This window comes from Vibrio sp. 10N.237.312.B06, assembly GCF_041464685.1.
Taxonomy (GTDB): domain Bacteria; phylum Pseudomonadota; class Gammaproteobacteria; order Enterobacterales; family Vibrionaceae; genus Vibrio; species Vibrio tasmaniensis_A.
Map to the genome: position 1 here is coordinate 34,938 of NZ_JBFSPI010000029.1, position 17,474 is coordinate 52,411.

The window sequence follows — 17,474 nt, forward strand, 5'->3', positions numbered from 1 at the left end:
ATTTTTAACTGCTTTTTGAGTGTTTGATCATGCTGGCATAGCTGGTGCTCTGACAGGAACGGCCTCCGTCAATAAGGCGCTACTTGATGGTTATTTCTACTAGATAGCCGTGGGTGAACAGCGATCAAAAGCAGAGGTGATGTGTTCTTTCAGGGGACGGAGAGCGTCGAATCTATTGATGATTATGATATGATGCCGCCAAATTCAGTAGAGCAGTCAGAATCATGAGACACCTAAAAACCACTATTCACCCTGATATCGATCACCTAGACAATAAGACGGTATATAAGCGCAATGCTGCACGTGCGATTGTGTTAGATGGCGAAGACATTTTGATGCTTTATACAGAGCGTTATCACGACTACACCATTCCTGGTGGTGGTTTGGATGACGGTGAGGATGTGATCGCAGGTATGGTCCGTGAGCTTGAAGAAGAAACGGGTGCGAAGAACATTCACAGTATTAAACCGTTCGGTATTTTTGAAGAGTTTCGTCCTTGGTATAAAGATGACGCGGATATAATGCACATGATTTCTTACTGCTACTCATGCAAGATTGATCGTGAGCTTGGCGAAACAGCTTACGAAGACTACGAAGTGAAAAACGGGATGAAACCGGTGTGGATGAATATCCATGAAGCGATCGCTCACAACGAAAAGACCATGGCCGAGAGCCCTAAAAAGGGAATGAGTATTGAACGCGAAACCTTTTTACTGCATCTAATCGCAAAGGAAATGCTGTAACCCTTTTAATAAATCAAAACTGTTTAAAAGTAGAATGTTTTTAAACAGTTTTGCTCATCATGAACCAACAATAATTCCTCCCTCCTTTAGTTGAGCTAACCCATCGTAATTTTAGTTTTAAGCAAAACGCCTCCAGTCCGTAAACAACCTATCCGTTTCCAACCAGCATAGAACGTTTCCTTATCTAACAGACTTTCAAGTTGACTAACCTCTCATCAAATTGATTCTTATTTTGAAGAAAAGATCGTTTCATTCAGACTGTAATTTTAATTTAGAAAAATAAGTCTTATTTTTCAATACTATACGGTGGTTTTAAAACGATCGGAAACTTGGCTTCTCTTTTGCTTCTTTGTATTAAGCAGCTCGCTTTATCGGCATCAACATAATCAACAAAGATGCGAATAGTTTGTTTCAGAGTTAACTGAGACGCTTCTTTAACTTGCCGTTCAGAGTTCACACACTTTTCAAGGAAATCGCTCATGCGAAGAAGAAGTCGAGGTTTACTATGAAATACAAGCAAGTTATTTATCTTATGACGGCAGTTGCCAGTGCCCCTGTCTATGCAACGACGGTAGACCTGGACTTTTCAAATCATGTAGAGTCGACGAACGGCAGCAGTTCGTGGGCTGGGCCAACCTATGATGGATCTTCGATGCACTTCCTCAATGTTGGTACACATGATGGAAAAACAATAGATGCCAAAGTGTCTAGTAGTGTGTTCGGTGATGCGACATTTTTGTTTCATGCTCCCAACTACAAAGTAGGTGCAACACAACCCTCAGGAGATATTGGTTTTCTCTAGCAAACTAACTCTGCGGGCTCTGCAGGTCTAACCTATACCTTTGAATTTTATGATGGTACGGATGGCCTCTCAGGTACGTTCTCAGTGCCTTATACACTTCCCGAATTTGACATGATTGGCTATGACATTGATGGCGAACCCGTGCAGTCGGAGCAAGTAAGAGTGTTTAAAAGTGAAGGTTTCTACAGTTATCAACTTGGTAGTGCTAGCGCGAGTTTGACGGCGGAAGAGAGTGCCGATGGAACGTCGGTTCTATTCACCGGGCCAGGTACGAACTATTCGGAAACCGACACCTCCGGTGCTGTAAAATTCACCTACAAGAATACCTCGATTGTAACTCTACAATTTGAAACGGTTACGAGCAGTAGCAGTAGTTTCCCCAACCCGATTTTCTCGGCATTTGACGGTAACTGGGACTTATCTGGATTTACTACGCCAATAGAAAGTTCAGATGAATCTGATTTTGGTGACGCTCCTGATAGTTATGGAACGTTGCAGGCGAGTAACGGTGCTGAGCATGCGATATCTTCCACGCTGTACTTAGGTGCTAGTGTTGATGCCGATACAGATGGCCAACCTGGCACATCATCCAACGGCGATGATTTGGACGTTGGCGGAAATGATGATGACGGGATTGCACTGTTGACGAACCTTGAAGTCGGCTTAGACAGTTTAATTAATGTCAACATTGTGGGGAGTGGTTATCTGCAAGCTTGGGCTGACTGGGATATGAATGGATCTTTTGAGGATGACGAGCAGATATTAAAAAATCATTCTGTTGTAGATGGAAGCCAAGTCGTCCCTATTCGAGTGGGTGATGATGCTGTCGTTGGGAGCGTACAAACTCGATTCCGTTTAGCGAGTAGCCCTAACATTCCGAGTGACGGTTATGTTGGTGATGGTGAAGTTGAGGACTACGTGTTTAACGTTACGGATCCTGGCACAACGGTTCAACATTCGAATTACTATACAGCGGCCTTCGAAGATAATTGGCCAGAAGTTGGTGACTTCGACTTAAATGACGTTGTGGTTTACTACCGCACCACCATTTTAAGTAAAGAGGACGCAGTGCTTCGAATGGATATTACGGGAACCATAATGGCCTACGGTGCTTCTTATGGTAATGGACTGGGATGGAAGCTTGATGGCTTCGATGAGTCAGATGTCGATCTTCAAACGGCTCGAGTGCAAAAGAATGGCGCGACTCGGGTAAATATTTCGCCGTTTACGGGTGAAGACAAAAGTGTTGCATCGCCAGGAGGAGACCTCGTTGTTGTCGCGTCGTTGAACCTAAAAAATGATCTGCCGATTAACAGTGAGTGTATGTTCCACCGTACTAATCCTTCTTGTAGTCCGACTTTAGAAGCTGACCAAATGACGTTCAGTATTTCTCTGCCGTTTGCTTCTGGAAGCGAGCCCACAGCGAGTTCACTGATGCCATTAAGTGGCTTCGACCCATTCATCTTTGGTGCGGGCGCGGGTTATTACCATGGTGACAGTTTCTCTACATCGCCGGGGAAAGACTTAGAAATCCATACTGCGGACTTCCCACCAACGTCGCGTGGCACGTTAGTGAGTGATTTCTATGGTATTGCACAAGATGATTCAGACCCGTCTAGTGATAAATACTACCGAACGACACAAAACATGCCTTGGGGTATCTTAATTTCATCACCTTGGAATCATCCATCAGAATACATTGATGTTAGTGAGGTGTACCCCGAGTTTGCTGAGTGGGCTACATCAGGCGGTGCTTCAAAACCAACGTGGTACCAAAACCCTAACGCCAACAAAACTTGGTCAACGGAAGATTAATCAGGAGGATTTATGAAAACAATCAAACTAATTTTGAGTGGTGTAGGCTTTGTATTCCTTTCAGCTTGTGGCGGCGGAGGTGGAGGTGATAGTACCGCTTCATCTCCAAGTACTGTCGCTCCTCCGAGCAATACTACGGCTCCGGTCTCCGTCACTCCTCCGAGTAATTCGACCGTTGGTAGCAATAACGTGGTGACACCTGCTCCAGTAGTGATACCGCAGTCTATTAAATCATCTGAGTTATCTATACCGGAAGGTTTTGATTTTTCTACGGAGAGAGAAGTGTCTGTAAACGTTGACGTAGCAAGCTCGCAAAGTTCTCGAGGTTTTATGAGTATTTATACAGAGTTCAATGGTGATGTTGTCGATTACACCTCACAAGTGCTGAGGAGCCCAATCAATCAAGATATTGAGTTCTCTGCAACTCTCCTTTTACCCAATCATGTAGATAAAGTATGGGTTGAAGTCTGGTATCCGTCGGCAATGGGAAGTGAAGTGAAACTCCTTGTAAATATTGAGGACGATAATGTAGACGTGATTCTTTAATCTTTATCTTCTACCAAACAACGTTACCGCTATTTAGGCGGTAACGTTGTTTTAGGCGCTTTTGTTGTGAATTTTTCTAACATCGAGACCTGAGATAACCTGTATAAAATGAATGGAGTGATATTATCAATCCGGTGTTTTAGGTGTATCTTTACTTAAGTGACGCTCGTTTCTAGCTTTACGAAATCACCAAAACTCGGTGAGCCTGCCCTAAACAAAGAAGACTATGAATAAAAGACAGTTTGTTGCCCACTATTTACGCATGAATCACACCTCGTACTTACTGGCGATTGTGTTCATTTTTCTCGTTAACTGGTTACAGGTAGAGATCCCTCGTTATATCCAACTTGCCATCGATCTTATTGAGGATGCTTCAACAGCGGGCCATCAGCAGCTTCAAACCTATGTTTGGATCGTGGTCGGCATGTCGGTTGCCATGGTGGTGGTGAGAATTCTGTCTCGTATCTATGCGCTTAATCCGGGGCGAATTACAGAAGCAGCACTAAAGAGTACACTTCTACAAAAGCTGAATCGCTTACCGAGCAGCTTTCATGAACGCTTTGCATCTGGTCGACTAATTTCAATCATGAATAATGACCTTAGCGGCATCCGACTGATGTTTGGTGTGGGGTTTCTTCAGTTCTTCAATGCGTTACTCGCGCTATCGCTGACACCTCTTTATATGTGGCGTATATCGCCAGAACTCACACTGTATTCGATTATTCCTATCTCAATCGCTTTTGTGATTTTTCGGGTGGGCTTCAAGCGTATGAAAACGCTGCATTTAGAGCACATGAAACGTCTACAAAACTTGTCTGCTCAGCTAATGAGTTACCTGTCTGGGATTGATTTGATTAAGAGCCAGCAGATGTCACCTTGGGTGAAAGCTGAAACTGAAAAGCTGAATCAGTTATTACTTGAATGCCGCCTTAAAATTACACGTATTCAAGTCTTCTTTATGCCAGTACTCGACTACGCCAATGACCTGATGAAAATCATCATTCTTGGGCTCGGTGGCTACATGTTAATGAGACAGGAACTCACACTTGGTGAGATTACTGCCTTTCTGACTTACTCGGTTTTGCTCGCAATGCCATTGATGCAGCTTGGCAGAATCGCGACCATTTATCAGCGTGGCATGGTCGGCATTCAAAGTGTACAAACCATTCTTAATGCAAAAATTCCAGACCTTGATGAAGATAAGCTCACTGAGTTAGATGTTGAATCTCTGAAGGGAAAAACGTTTTCTATTCGCAACCTCAGCTTCAGCTATTCAGGTGAAGAGCGTCTGATTCTCGATGACATCAGCTTTGACATTCCAGCAGGTAAGAAAGTGGGTGTGCTAGGCGGAATCGGAGCGGGTAAAACGACATTAGTGAATTGCTTGAACCATCACTTGGATGTACCAGAAGATTCAGTTTTCCTAGGCGAAAGAGATGTCACTAGCTTCTCACGCAGTGATTTGCGCCGTTACGTGAAAACCGTGACGCAAGACCCTTATCTGTTTTCTGCAACCGTCGAAGACAATATCCGCTTCGGTAGCTTAGATACTGACTTGGCAAAGAGTCAGGTTGATGAGGTTTTAGAACTGAGTCAGTTAGCCAATGACGTTACACGTTTTGAGCATGGCGACCAAACCTTAGTCGGTGAGAAAGGGATCATGTTGTCGGGTGGTCAGAAACAGCGCTTGAGCATTGCTCGATCTTTATTGCAACCCACCGACCTGATCATCATGGACAACGTTCTATCGGCTGTCGACTATGAAACAGAACGTAAGATTTTAGAGGGCTTGTTTAAGCGCTTGGAAAATCAATCGGTACTTGTGGTTTCACACCGTGTTAATGCCCTTGAATATATGGATGAAATTATCGTGTTGAACGAAGGTAAGGTGATTGCGAAGGGCGACCACGCGACGTTATTGAAAACGTGCGATTACTATTACGATACATGGCAGTTACAGCAGAATGAAACGGAGGCAGCAGCATGTTAAAAGGTGTTGATCTCAAGTACCTCAAGCACTTTTTTAAGTTTGCTAAGAAATACAAAGGCTCTGCGATTCTGGGCATCGCTATGCTTCCTCTTTCTGTCATCACGAGCTTGTTGTTCCCTTGGCTGATCATTCAAGTGATCGATGTTCACCTGAGTCATGGGGATATGGATGGTCTGCTCGAATACGTCTTCTATCTCGTTGCCGTGCTGGTGGCGAGCTATGTGGTGGATACCACCTATTCGTACAACCTGCGTAAAACCGGGCAATACACGATAACTGACATGCGTTCAGTGTTGTTTGATCGAGTACTTAAACTACCGCGCAGCTATTTTGATAACACACCGATAGGCGTCACGCTTTCACGACTCACCAGCGACTTGGAAACCATCGGCGAGACGTTTGTTCAATCGGTTGTTGGTCTAGTGAAGGACAGCATTAACACCATTGCTCTGTTGGTAATGATGTTCTTCATTGATTGGCAATTAACGATGATTGTTTTGATTATAATGCCGCCGGTGATGTATTTGACGGTGTATGTGAGAAACCGACTTCGTGCTTTGTATAAGGTGACTCGTTCTTCGCTGGCTCGCGGTATTGGCTTTTTACAAGAAGTCTTATTTGGCATGAAAACCGTTCAGATGTACCGAGCGGAAGAGCAAGTCGAGCAACGCTATCAGGGCTATACTGATGAGTTTTTAAGAGCGCAGAAGAAGATCAATAAATACGATGCGATTTTGTTCTCGTTTATCTCCGGCATCACCTCTATCACCATCGCAATTATGATCTTGTATGGCTCGGAGCAAGTGATAGAAGGGGCTCTCACCTTGGGTGTGCTGATTGCGTTCATCAACACCTTAGAGAAAGTGTTTGTGCCGATCCGTGACTTTACTTCGCAGATCGCTTCGATTCAGAGTTCATTTGCAGCGTTTGACCATATTGAAGAGTTGTTTGTTGAGCCGACTGAAGAGGAAGGACGCAACCTGTTGCCATCTAACAAGGTTGAAAAACAGCTCGAACAGTTTGTGAGCCTAGAGTTTAAGAACGTGAGCTTCCGTTACAAAGACGGCTCTCCATATGTTCTAAAGAATGTCTCGTTTGTATTGGAGAAAGGGCATCAAATCGCGCTTGTGGGTTCGACGGGGTCGGGTAAGTCGACGGTTCTGCGTCTGACCTCTAAAACCTACCAAGACTATGAAGGCAGCATTTTGTTGAATGGAATAGAGCTGTCGCAGATCTCAAGCGAAGACTCTGCTCATTTGTTCTCAATGATGATGCAAGATGTGCACTTGTTTGAAGAGACAATACAATTCAATATCGCGCTGGGCAAAACGCATCTATCTAGAACTGAGGTTGAACAAGCAGCACGCTATGTGTACGCCGATAAGTTTATTGAACAATTGCCACAAAGCTATGACTTCCATTTAGAAAAGAACGGATCCAACCTATCTGTGGGGCAAACGCAGCTTATTTCGTTCGCTAGAGCGGTTGCACAAGGTGGACAACTGATGATGCTTGATGAAGCAACTAGCTCGGTGGATTCAATCACCGAAGACCTGATTCAAAAAGCAATGCAGCGTCTGTTTAAGGAAAAAACCGTGATTGCGATTGCACACCGTTTGAGTACCGTTCGTCACTCAGACACGATTCTTGTGTTGGAAAAGGGTGAAATTGTTGAACAAGGTAACCATCGACAGCTGATAGCACACAATGGAATTTATGCAGGATTGTTGGAAGAGTCGGTGGTTGGAGGAATCGATTGTAGAAAGAGTCGATTGTAGAAGTGAGTGACTATCGAGTTATAAATAACTATTAACTAATACGAATAAGCCAAACTTGTCGACTTCCTAGCTTGTATGACTATTACAAGATACAGTTAGCCTAAAGATAAAATATATAAGGAATGTATAATGCTTCGAATCTTATTGATTGCAGTTATCTCGGTGTTCAGCACGATGAGTTTTGCAAGCGAAGAGGTTGAGTACTCAGAATTGGACTATTTAGATCGACCGTTGATGGAACGCTATATCTTGGATGAATTGAAGCAGCTAAGAATGGACCAACAAGATCTTGAAAGACGTTTGACTATTCAGATGACCGACCGTGAGCTCGCTGTGGCGGACAAATCGCTGAATTACGCCAACGTGACTGTAACCTATTTTTTCTACATTATTGCGGGTGTCGCTTCACTTATCGCATTAGTTGGGTGGCAATCGCTTAAAGAACTCAAGCACACAACCAAAGAGATGGCTGACCAGCGATTGAATTCTATCGCTCAAGAGTACGAGAAGAAGTTTAACGTTCTTGAAAGGGATCTAAAGCGTAAGACTCGAATTATCTCAGAGAACAACCGAGAAATTGAAATCATCAATGAAATACACAACTTATGGTTGAGAGCGCAAAATGCTCAAACCGCCGAGCAAAAAATTGAAATTTACGATGAGATCTTAAAAGTCCGCCCTGGTGATTTAGAGGCGCTCACTTATAAAGCTGATGCCGCAATGGACATGCAGGAATACCATTGGGCAATGAGCTTATGTAACCGTGTATTGGAAGTGGATGATCAAAATGCTCACGCCTTGTACCAACGAGCTTGTTCGTATGCAAGATTAGGTGCTGAAGGTCAGGCAATCGACGACTTAGAGCGCTCTATCGAAGCCAGTGGCTCAATGCGAGAGTTGCTAGCTGAAGAGCCAGATTTTGAGATGCTACGCGGCTTAGATCGTTTTGAAGCGCTTTGTGAAGAGTAATTATTTAATGGCATGGTGAGTTTCGTACGCTCACTATGCTTTTAATCGTTTTTACGGAACGGTTTCTTACATTTCGCTTATTTTATTGAATGAATTGTTATGTTATAACGTTTGAAAGATTCATTGTAATAACCGTTAAGTATTTTTATGAAGTTCCTCCGTACTGGCCTGATTGTTACTGCTATCAGCGCATTTTCACTTGCTTTATATCTTTCTATTTCTCCTGAACCACCAGAAGACATCGCTATCAAAATTACACCTTACCAAGGTGCGGTTTCAGCGGATGAGAAGCCATCGAATTCAAACGTTGAGCCAAGTTCTCTGGTAAGAGTTCATTATTTTGTCAAAGTTGGGGATACACTCAGTAATGTATTTACCTCTTGGAAACTCCCTTACGGAACGGCTCAAAAGATACTTGAGGCCGATCTAGAATCACTGAAACTGGACACGATCAAGCCTGGTGATCATCTAGAGTTGTTGTTGGATAGTGAATCTAAACAGCTAGTCGAATTGATTTACCATGAGAGCTTGGTTGAACAAGCTGTCTATACAGAAAATGATGACGGTAGTTTTAGTTATCAGTTCATCGAGACTCCTGGGGAATGGAAAGAAAAACTGTACGCAGGTGCGGTGCAGGGTAGTTTTTCCACGTCAGCTTACAAGGCCGGTTTAACCAGTGCCCAGATAGCCAATATCACTCGAACGCTGAAAGATAAAATTAACTTCTCCAAAGATCTCAGAGCTGGCGACAGCTTTAATGTTTTGGTTAAAGAGCAATACACGGAAGATCACTTAACGGGTAAGACTGAAGTGCAAGGGGTTTCTATCAAGCTACGAAATAGGGAAGTGGCGGCTTTTCTTGCTGCGGATGGACGTTTCTATGACCGAGAAGGAAATAGCCTTGAACAAGCTTTCAATCGATACCCAATAGACAAACAATTCCGAAGAATCACTTCATCATTCAACCCATTCCGAAAGCATCCTGTGACTGGACGTGTATCGCCGCATAATGGTACTGATTTCGCCACACCTGTGGGTTCACCCGTTTATTCAACGGGAGACGGTAGGGTTGTGGCACTTCGTGACCATCCATACGCAGGGAAATACATAGTGATAGAACATAACAGTGTTTACAAAACTCGTTATCTGCATTTGAGTCGATTCTTGGTTAAGAAAGGGCAACAGATTAAGCGTGGGCAGGAAATTGCGTTGTCGGGTGCAACAGGCCGTTTAACAGGGCCTCACTTACATTTTGAAGTGTTGGTACGTGGAAGGGCGGTCGACGCGATGAAGGCTGACCTGCCTTTGGCAAGCTCTATATTACCGAAAGACAAGGGGGCGTTCCTCGCTCGAATTGCCTCTTTTGATGAGATCATCTCTGAGCAAGAAGGCAGAACGAGTTAAATTCACTTCAGCCACGGCTTATCCTTATTCCAACCTTCTGGTGATAAACAAACCGAACGTTGGAATAAGCATTTATTGAATCACATGATTTCAGATTCGATTAAGCGACGACAACCGCTGTGCCGCTGGCTGATACCATCAACATGCCATTACCTGTTCCTAAGACTTCATAATCGATATCGACACCAACCACTGCGTTTGCACCCGCTTCAATCGCTTTCTGCTCCAGCTCTTTGAATGCGTAGTTACGTGCTTTCTCCAGTTCCTTTTCATAGGTGCCAGAACGTCCACCGACGAAGTCGCGAATACCTGAAAACATATCCTTGAATACGTTAACCCCTAGGATGGCTTCTCCGGCGATAACCCCTTTGTAGTCGACAATGCGTTTGCCTTCAACAGATTGAGTGGTGGTAATAATCATAATGGCCTCTGTAAGTTAGATGGTTGGTTACTAGATGAGTTGTTACTAGTTGGTTTGTTACTTGATGATTAGTTACTCGCTGAGTTTTGTCTCTGAGCGTGTGAATTCATGCCTCAACCATGTTCTCAGTTTTAGCACACTTTCTTGTTTTAATTTGTTTTTTGGACAAACGAAATAGAAATCTTGATGGGGGTTAGCCACTGGCTCACTAATTTCGACCAACATGCCATGGCTGATGTCATCTTTCACAAACAAGCGGTGAGTGACTAATACACCAAGCGAACGAATGGCAGCCTGTACGGCTTGAATCGAGACATCGAACGTCAAGTTACTGTGGAACGTCGGCATGGGTATTTGGTAATGATCGCACCACACTTGCCAGTCATGCTGTCTTCTTGGGTTGAAGACACCAATGGTTGGGTTTTGTTTCACCAGTTGTTCAACGCTTAATCCCATTTGGTTTTTCAATAGTGCTGGGCTACACACCAATACCAGATCATCGTCACCGAGCTTTTCGCTGTAATATCGGTCCCACTCGCTCGGTTTACCGTGCACCAGCGCGATGTCCACACCTTCTTGTTCTATGTCGAAAGTGCCCGTTAGCGTGGATATACGAATATCAAGAGAGGGGGCAAAGCTTTGGAATTCCGAGACTCGCGGGATCCACCAGTGCATGGCGAGTGAGTTCACCATGTTGAGGGTGATGCGGTGGTCGTTAGGCGTTTTGGCGAGTTCTTCTGTGGCTTCTATTACTTGTTCCAGTGCGGGTGCGACTTTTCGATAATATCGCTTACCTGCGGCATTTAGAACAACACGACGACCCACACGTTGGAACAGCGGCTTATTGACCAGTTGCTCTAATGATTTTATCGCTTGGCTTACCGCTGAATGACTGACGTACAACACGCGAGCGGCTTCGGTCATGCTGCCTGTTTCGGCGACAGCAATGAAAGCATAAACGGATTTAAGTGGAACGAGTTTCTTCATTGGTAAGCTTTCCTTACAGTTGTGGTTAATAATACTCGCTATTTTTCATCACGTCACGCCTCTAAAATAACTGTCATAGGAGGTGGTAATTATGTCTGATATTACCAAGGCGACGGCTTTCATGTTGTTGTCGACGTTCAGTTTGTCTTTAAGTGGCTTAATGGCCAAGTATCTATCGGTATCAATGCCCGTTTCATTATTGAGTTTCGTGCGTTTTTTGTTACCCAGTCTGTTTTTATTCCTATTTTTGATGTTGTACAAAATCACGAAACCTTCACTCGGTATGTGGAAACCTTTAGTGATGCGTGCGATTTTTATGGTGGCATGCCAGTGGTGTTTCCTAACGTCTTTGCAAACCCTAACGCTGGTTGAAGGTGTGGTGTTGTTCAGCACTGGCCCTCTGTTCATTCCTTTGTTAGAAAAATTAATGTTTGGAACCAAAATTCATACAACCACAGTGATTTGTTTAGTTGTCACCTTTGTCGGCGTAGCGATGATGGCTGGGGACTGGTCGCAGTTTGAATTTGGTTCAGAGTTCTTTAGGCCAGCGTTGTTGCTAGGGTTATTGGCGGGTGTGTTTAATTCGGGTTCACAAGTGAGTTTGTATCGAGCGTCCAAGACTAGCCTGACACCCGCAGAGCTTAACGCGTGGACGTTCTTGGTCGCGGCAATCATTGTGATACCAATGGTTGTGTTTACTTCAGTATCTGCGGATCCAGATATGCTTGAGAGTGCTGCGGGCAATGGAACCTTTTCGGCTCTGCTATCTTTTGAAGGCTTACGCTGGATTGGGCTTGGCGCTTTTGGATTGGCTCTATTTACTATTAACACGCAAATCTTCCGCTCGAAAGCGTACAAGTTGGCAGACAGCGGTTCTCAGTTGGCTCCCCTAATTTTCACGAACATGCTGTTCAGTGCGTTATGGCAGAGCTTGTTCTTTGATGACGTGTTTTCATCTCAGCAGTTAATCGGCATCAATTTGATAGTCGTGGCGAGCATAACCAATACTCTATTGGCTAAAAGACACAGCAAAGCAAAAGCCAAGCAAACACCTCGATCTGCTGTGGTTGTAGCAGATGCTGCGGTTTTGGACTCTGCCGTTAAAAGCTAAACATTGAGGCTGAAGATTACAGACAAAAGCCTAGAACAATGAACGAATGTACTCTTTTACTCGGTCGATGTGTTCGTTTGGTTCAATCTCGCAACGCTGTTTAGTCTCTAGGAATCGCTCAGCGTATTTGTCATAGATTTTGTTTTCTAAAAACAGCAAATACAGTTTTGGATCGATATGACCGCTGGTGGCCATGTCGGTCATGATATTGAGTGATTCGCTTAGGAGTTTGCCTTTCTTATATGGGCGATCACTGGAGGTGAGCGCTTCGAATACATCGGCAATGGCCATCGCTCTAGACGGCAAAGGTAACTGGTCTTCGCTTAAGCCTCTCGGGTAACCCTTGCCATCGATACGTTCGTGGTGTCCGCTGGCAATGTCAGGAATGTTCTTGAGATAAGATGGATAAGGTAGCTTGTTGAGCATGGTGAAGGTTTGAATGATATGGTCGTTTATCATGAAGCGTTCTTCATCGTTTAACGTGCCACGACGAACTTTCAAATTGTGCAGTTCACCTTGGTTGTATTTGACTTCTCCTGGCTTAAGCACAAACGCTTCTTGCCATACATCAGCAGGGCTAAAGCCATTATCCCACGGTATTTTATGTTCGGGTTTATCAGCAAGTAGCGGTTCCATAATCGGTAGTATTTGGTCTTTTCTTGCTGGCTCAGCTTCACTCTTCTTTGTCGTGTCTTGTTGTTCATTGAATCTCTCTTTTTCAGACCAAGATAACCCTAGCTGATCGTCGAGTGTGCGTTTCCATTGGCGCTTGGCTATTCGGTCTAAGCGTTCTAGTTGTTCGTCCGTCATCGACTCTCCACCGAGATTGCATTCAGCAACGAAGGCAAATTCTTCATCCAATTCTGACAAGCTTTGTTCGAGGATCTTAAGCTGATCCTCTTGAAGCGCTCCGTTCGCTATAGCTTTCCAGTAGTCGGTTTCAGCCTGTTGTTTTAACAGTTCGAAACGCATTCGTACTTCGTGGATTCGGTCGTAAATGGTTTCAAGTTTTGTCGCTTTGTCTACGACATACTCGGGTGTGGTTACCTTGCCGCAGTCATGAAGCCAAGCGGCGAGCATTAACTCTTCCCACTGTTTACTATCCAATGAGAATTGCGGGTAATAACGGCCGTCGTCTATGGTGGCTTGAGTTAACCATTTGGTCAGTTCAGGCACTCGTTGGCAGTGCCCGCCCGTGTAAGGTGATTTGGTATCAATCGCTGATGCAATCAACTCGATAAAGGCATTAAGCATGTCTTTCTGTTGCTGCATTTGGTCAATGTTGTCTTTGGCTATTTCCGCAAAACTGAGCAGCTCTCGTAAGAAGGCGTGCTTGTCTGCCTGCATCTTGGTGATTGGTCTTTCATAGCCAATTGCAACAATACCTACCAACAACTTCTCACGGTTCAATAGTGGAAACAGGTACAGATCTGAATTGAAGATCGAATCTTGGTAATAGTTGAGAACATTGTCTTTTCGGTTCAAATGGATCGTCTCACCAGACTTAAGCTGACACAGCAACCAAGGCGTGTGTTTGATGAAGTCATTGATGTCGGCTTTAAAAGGGAGAATGGCAAGGTTAGCTGCCGTATCAAACACGTCTTTCTCTTTTGATTGAGTGAAGAGGACGATGGTTTCTGCTTTGGTAATCAAATAGCTTTGATGAGCAATATTCTTAGCTAAGATCGAAAACTCCTGATTACCTGCCGTGTCTCGAAGTAGCGTAATAAGATCATGAAGCGTGTGTTCCATCAGCTCAATCGAGTGGGCGAGGTTAGCCACTTCTTGAATCATGCTTTTGGGATAATGAGTACGCCTGAAGTCAAATCGAGCGATGTTGTCGGTGAGTTGCATCAGCGTATTAAGCGGCTGAGACAGTCGATTAGCAACAAACCATACGATAGCGAAGCAGATGAACAACATCCCAATCGCGACGGCGACTTGCTTGTCACGCATCGAGATAAGATCAGAGAGCAACTCATTGTGTGGCGTAGCCTCTGCCAAATATAAAGTGACATTCTGAGTGAGCTCAACAGGCGTTAGTGTTAATGCCCAAGTGTTTAGGTTGTATTCAACGTTTTTTAGGTTGAGGTTTAATTTCTCCTCGTCGGAGATAAGTGGGGCTATGACGGATGCTTTCAATGCTTCCAACTGTTCACGTTTGGGCACATTAAAGAAGCTTTGGTCTTGCTCACTGCCAGAGAGTTTCCCCGTCGTTTGGTTATTCGTTTTCTCAGTTTTACTTGTGTTGTTAGGCTGGGAGGTAAGCTTGGGAATCGATAGATCAAGTTGATGTTGGCCGAGAAGATTGAAATGTTGATCGAACAAGGCGAGTCGGGTTTGCGGAGAGTAGGCCAATTCACTGATCTGGGAAGAGAGAGATTTCAACGTGAAGTCGGCACCAACGACATGCTTGCCATCCAATGAACGTCTAGAAAGCGTAATGCCATTGGTTTGCAAGAAATAGAACAGGTAGGGCTCAGAGAGTTGTATTGAGCCGTCAGGCTTTGCGTTACGAAACCAAGGTCGAGTCGTGGGGTTGAACTTACTCTCGGCTTGTCGGGTACTGATCACTTGGTGTGCGCCATCGAGAAAGGTAATAAAGTTTTCACCATCTAGATTGGTGCTGCTGATCATCATGGTCGCTTTCGCGGGAGCGTTGTTGTCGGCTCTCTGTTTAATGGAACTCAGAGGACGAAAGATTCGGAAATCGCCATCTTCAGAGCCATAGAACAGAGCAACTAAATTGGTATTTTGTTTGAAGATGATATCGACCAAAGCAAGCCAAGATTCTTTTTCGACGGAGGAGGTTTGATGAGCAACAAACGGGCTCACTGCCATCACGTTTAAGGTTGTGATGACTGGGGCAATAGCTTGTTTAAATACCGATTCCAGCTTATCGCGATGTTCATTACTGACTTCGCGCACGGTGCCTAAAAGCAGTTCTTGAGAGTGCCGATAACTTATCGAAATCAGTACGGTACCGACAAGAGTGGTCAAAATTAAGAAAAGGCTAGTGATGTGGATACTCAGCGGATATCGTCTTCTTCTCATCTAACACTCCAGTTTGTAGACTGGTTTAAGTATTGACGAACTTGGGTAGGTTGCAAAAAATTGGCGTAATTACCGAGTCTGTTCGATTTTATTTAGATAAGAAAAGTGTCAGCGTCTTCTGGTTAGCCACGTATTCCCGTGTCGTGTAAATGAACCAGCAATAAACCTTTATGTTTGGGTGCTAATTGTCACTTTCAGCTGATAAACTGGTCGAATTGTTGCTATTAAGCACTCATTTCTTAAGCACGTTTTTTGACCGAGCGAAGAGGGCATTGATTCATGGAACTAAAAGTAGACACCCACACCCACACATACGCAAGTGGTCATGCTTACAGCACGTTGATCGAGAATGCAAAATCGGCAAAACAAAACGGTTTAGCTATGTTTTGTACGACCGACCATTCCGAGTCTATGCCGGGCGCGCCACACTATTGGTTCTTCAGTAACCAACGTGTGCTCCCTCGTTTTATTGAAGATGTCGCTATTATTCGAGGTGTCGAGTCAAACATCATGAACACACAGGGTGAAATCGACATTCATCCGAGTGTGGATAAGAATCTAGATTGGGTGATTGCCAGCTTCCACGAGCCCGTTTTTCGCCCGTCGGATGTTGCTACTCATACAGAAGCATTGTTGAATGTGATTAAAGGCGGTCGTGTTGATGCACTTGGTCATTTAGGCAACCCAAATTTTGATTTCGATTTTGAAGTTGTGATTCAATGTGCGGCGGAACATAACGTAGCAATCGAAATTAATAACACCACGCTTAAAGGCAATAGCCGCGTTGGCAGTGTTGATCGTTGTTACGAGATCGCAAGAATTGCTAAAGCGAAAGGTGCGTTTATTACGACAGGTAGCGATGCGCATTTCTGCATAGATGTGGGTGGGTTGGATCTCGTGTCTTCACTACTTGGTGAGGTGGGCGTGGATTCGAGTAAAGTGATTACCCATTCACCACAGCAATTCCTAGCCTTTTTGGTATTACGTGGTCGTCAATCGATTGCCGAGTTTTCGGTATTTGAGTGATGGTTTGTCCGGTACTTGTCAGTAATTAGCTAGCTAGTTTGCATTTCGACACAATCAATTTTTGTGCCCGACGGATTTTTGTATACACTAGCCGAAAATAATAAAGTCGAAGTGCCACAGTACAATAATGATGGCTCTAACTTCAAAGACACCGCTTCACTTGGAGAAATAATGAAAACTCGCTCAATCCTTTTATCTGGCTTAATCGCTGCTTCAGTATTGTCTGGCAACGCATTTGCTAATGTTGACCTTAAGAAAAACATGCAAGAAATGAAGCTTGCGTTCAAACAAGCGGCAGAAGCTCAAAGCATTGAAGAGATGCAAAAGCCTATCGTTCGTTTAGATACGCTAGTGGCAGAGCTCAAAACGGGTGTTTACCCAATAGAGAAAGAAGATAACTTCATGGAAGGTTTCAAAAAGATCAGTGCATCATTGGATAGCATTGAGCAGAAGCTAGACCAAGGTGACTTAGAGTCGGCACAGCAGGAACTTCGTACTATTGACGGCCTTCGTGAAGAGTACCATGAGAAGCGTAATCCAAGCATTTGGAGCAAGATCTTCGGTTAATTTGCCAATCAATTGAGTTTGCTAGATACGTAACAAAGAGCAAAACCTCAAGATTCGATTTCTAAAACGCTGTCTTACATTACCCTCTTTAGGGGAAGGTGTAAGGCGGCGTTTTTTATTGTCGTTTCTCTAAACAGTTTACTGCTATTTTTCTAGACATTTTACTGCTAATAGACGCGTAACATTCTTTTGGCTCTTTGGTTGTAACTAGGGCGTGTTGATCTTTGCTGTACATTTCGCGTTCAACAATACATCGGTAGC

The 17,474-nt window shown here is 44.1% G+C and carries 12 protein-coding genes and 1 pseudogene; 10 read left to right on the plus strand and 3 right to left on the minus strand.

Translation table 11 applies throughout. The features are described from left to right. The first annotated feature begins 224 nt into the window (after nucleotides 1-224). From AB6C75_RS10215 to AB6C75_RS10245, 7 genes and pseudogenes are all read left to right on the plus strand, one after another. A complete protein-coding gene (locus tag AB6C75_RS10215) occupies nucleotides 225-743 on the plus strand; it encodes an NUDIX hydrolase (RefSeq protein WP_009845614.1) in 519 nt (172 codons plus the stop codon). A gap of 505 nt (nucleotides 744-1,248) precedes the next feature. Continuing rightward, nucleotides 1,249-3,360: pseudogene (locus AB6C75_RS10220) on the plus strand (LruC domain-containing protein). A 12-nt stretch (nucleotides 3,361-3,372) separates the two neighbouring features. Next, the gene (locus AB6C75_RS10225) at nucleotides 3,373-3,906 is read left to right on the plus strand and encodes a hypothetical protein (protein WP_371727149.1); all 534 of its coding nucleotides are present in this window, start codon (nucleotides 3,373-3,375) and stop codon (nucleotides 3,904-3,906) included. A 226-nt stretch (nucleotides 3,907-4,132) separates the two neighbouring features. Continuing rightward, nucleotides 4,133-5,896, plus strand: a complete 1,764-nt coding sequence (locus tag AB6C75_RS10230; protein WP_372107704.1) for an ABC transporter ATP-binding protein — start codon at nucleotides 4,133-4,135, stop codon at nucleotides 5,894-5,896. After that, nucleotides 5,890-7,674, plus strand: a complete 1,785-nt coding sequence (locus tag AB6C75_RS10235; RefSeq protein ID WP_372107705.1) for an ABC transporter ATP-binding protein — start codon at nucleotides 5,890-5,892, stop codon at nucleotides 7,672-7,674. Before AB6C75_RS10230 ends, AB6C75_RS10235 begins: the two co-directional genes overlap by 7 nt. Before the next feature lie 129 nt (nucleotides 7,675-7,803). Then, nucleotides 7,804-8,643, plus strand: coding sequence for a tetratricopeptide repeat protein (locus AB6C75_RS10240; protein ID WP_009845608.1), 840 nt, complete (start codon nucleotides 7,804-7,806; stop codon nucleotides 8,641-8,643). Nucleotides 8,644-8,790: 147 nt separating this feature from the next. Continuing rightward, a complete protein-coding gene (locus AB6C75_RS10245; protein ID WP_372107706.1) occupies nucleotides 8,791-10,047 on the plus strand; it encodes a peptidoglycan DD-metalloendopeptidase family protein in 1,257 nt (418 codons plus the stop codon). A gap of 100 nt (nucleotides 10,048-10,147) precedes the next feature. Here AB6C75_RS10245 and AB6C75_RS10250 read toward each other — a convergent pair whose 3' ends face one another. Both AB6C75_RS10250 and AB6C75_RS10255 read right to left on the minus strand, forming a co-directional pair. Further along, entirely contained in the window at nucleotides 10,148-10,468 is a 321-nt protein-coding gene (locus AB6C75_RS10250) for a heavy metal-binding domain-containing protein (RefSeq protein WP_004730185.1), read from the minus strand. A 72-nt stretch (nucleotides 10,469-10,540) separates the two neighbouring features. Further along, nucleotides 10,541-11,455 carry a LysR substrate-binding domain-containing protein gene (locus AB6C75_RS10255; protein WP_076667939.1) on the minus strand — a complete coding sequence of 305 codons (915 nt, stop codon included), beginning with the start codon at nucleotides 11,453-11,455 and terminating at the stop codon, nucleotides 10,541-10,543. A 91-nt stretch (nucleotides 11,456-11,546) separates the two neighbouring features. Here AB6C75_RS10255 and AB6C75_RS10260 point away from each other — a divergent pair, with 91 nt between their 5' ends. Further along, nucleotides 11,547-12,566: a DMT family transporter gene (locus tag AB6C75_RS10260; RefSeq protein WP_371727154.1), complete on the plus strand. Its 1,020-nt coding sequence runs from the start codon at nucleotides 11,547-11,549 to the stop codon at nucleotides 12,564-12,566. 30 nt (nucleotides 12,567-12,596) lie between these two features. On the opposite strand, the gene AB6C75_RS10265 is transcribed toward AB6C75_RS10260, so the two are convergent. Continuing rightward, complete coding sequence (locus tag AB6C75_RS10265; RefSeq protein ID WP_372107707.1) at nucleotides 12,597-15,620, minus strand: HD domain-containing phosphohydrolase; 3,024 nt, start codon at nucleotides 15,618-15,620, stop codon at nucleotides 12,597-12,599. A gap of 279 nt (nucleotides 15,621-15,899) precedes the next feature. On the opposite strand from AB6C75_RS10265, the gene AB6C75_RS10270 reads away from it, so the two are divergent. Together AB6C75_RS10270 and AB6C75_RS10275 are read left to right on the plus strand one after the other, a co-directional pair. After that, complete coding sequence (locus tag AB6C75_RS10270) at nucleotides 15,900-16,646, plus strand: phosphatase (protein ID WP_009845603.1); 747 nt, start codon at nucleotides 15,900-15,902, stop codon at nucleotides 16,644-16,646. Between the two features lie 171 nt (nucleotides 16,647-16,817). Beyond that, nucleotides 16,818-17,213, plus strand: a complete 396-nt coding sequence (locus tag AB6C75_RS10275; RefSeq protein ID WP_012600383.1) for a cytochrome b562 — start codon at nucleotides 16,818-16,820, stop codon at nucleotides 17,211-17,213. Nucleotides 17,214-17,474 lie beyond the last annotated feature (261 nt).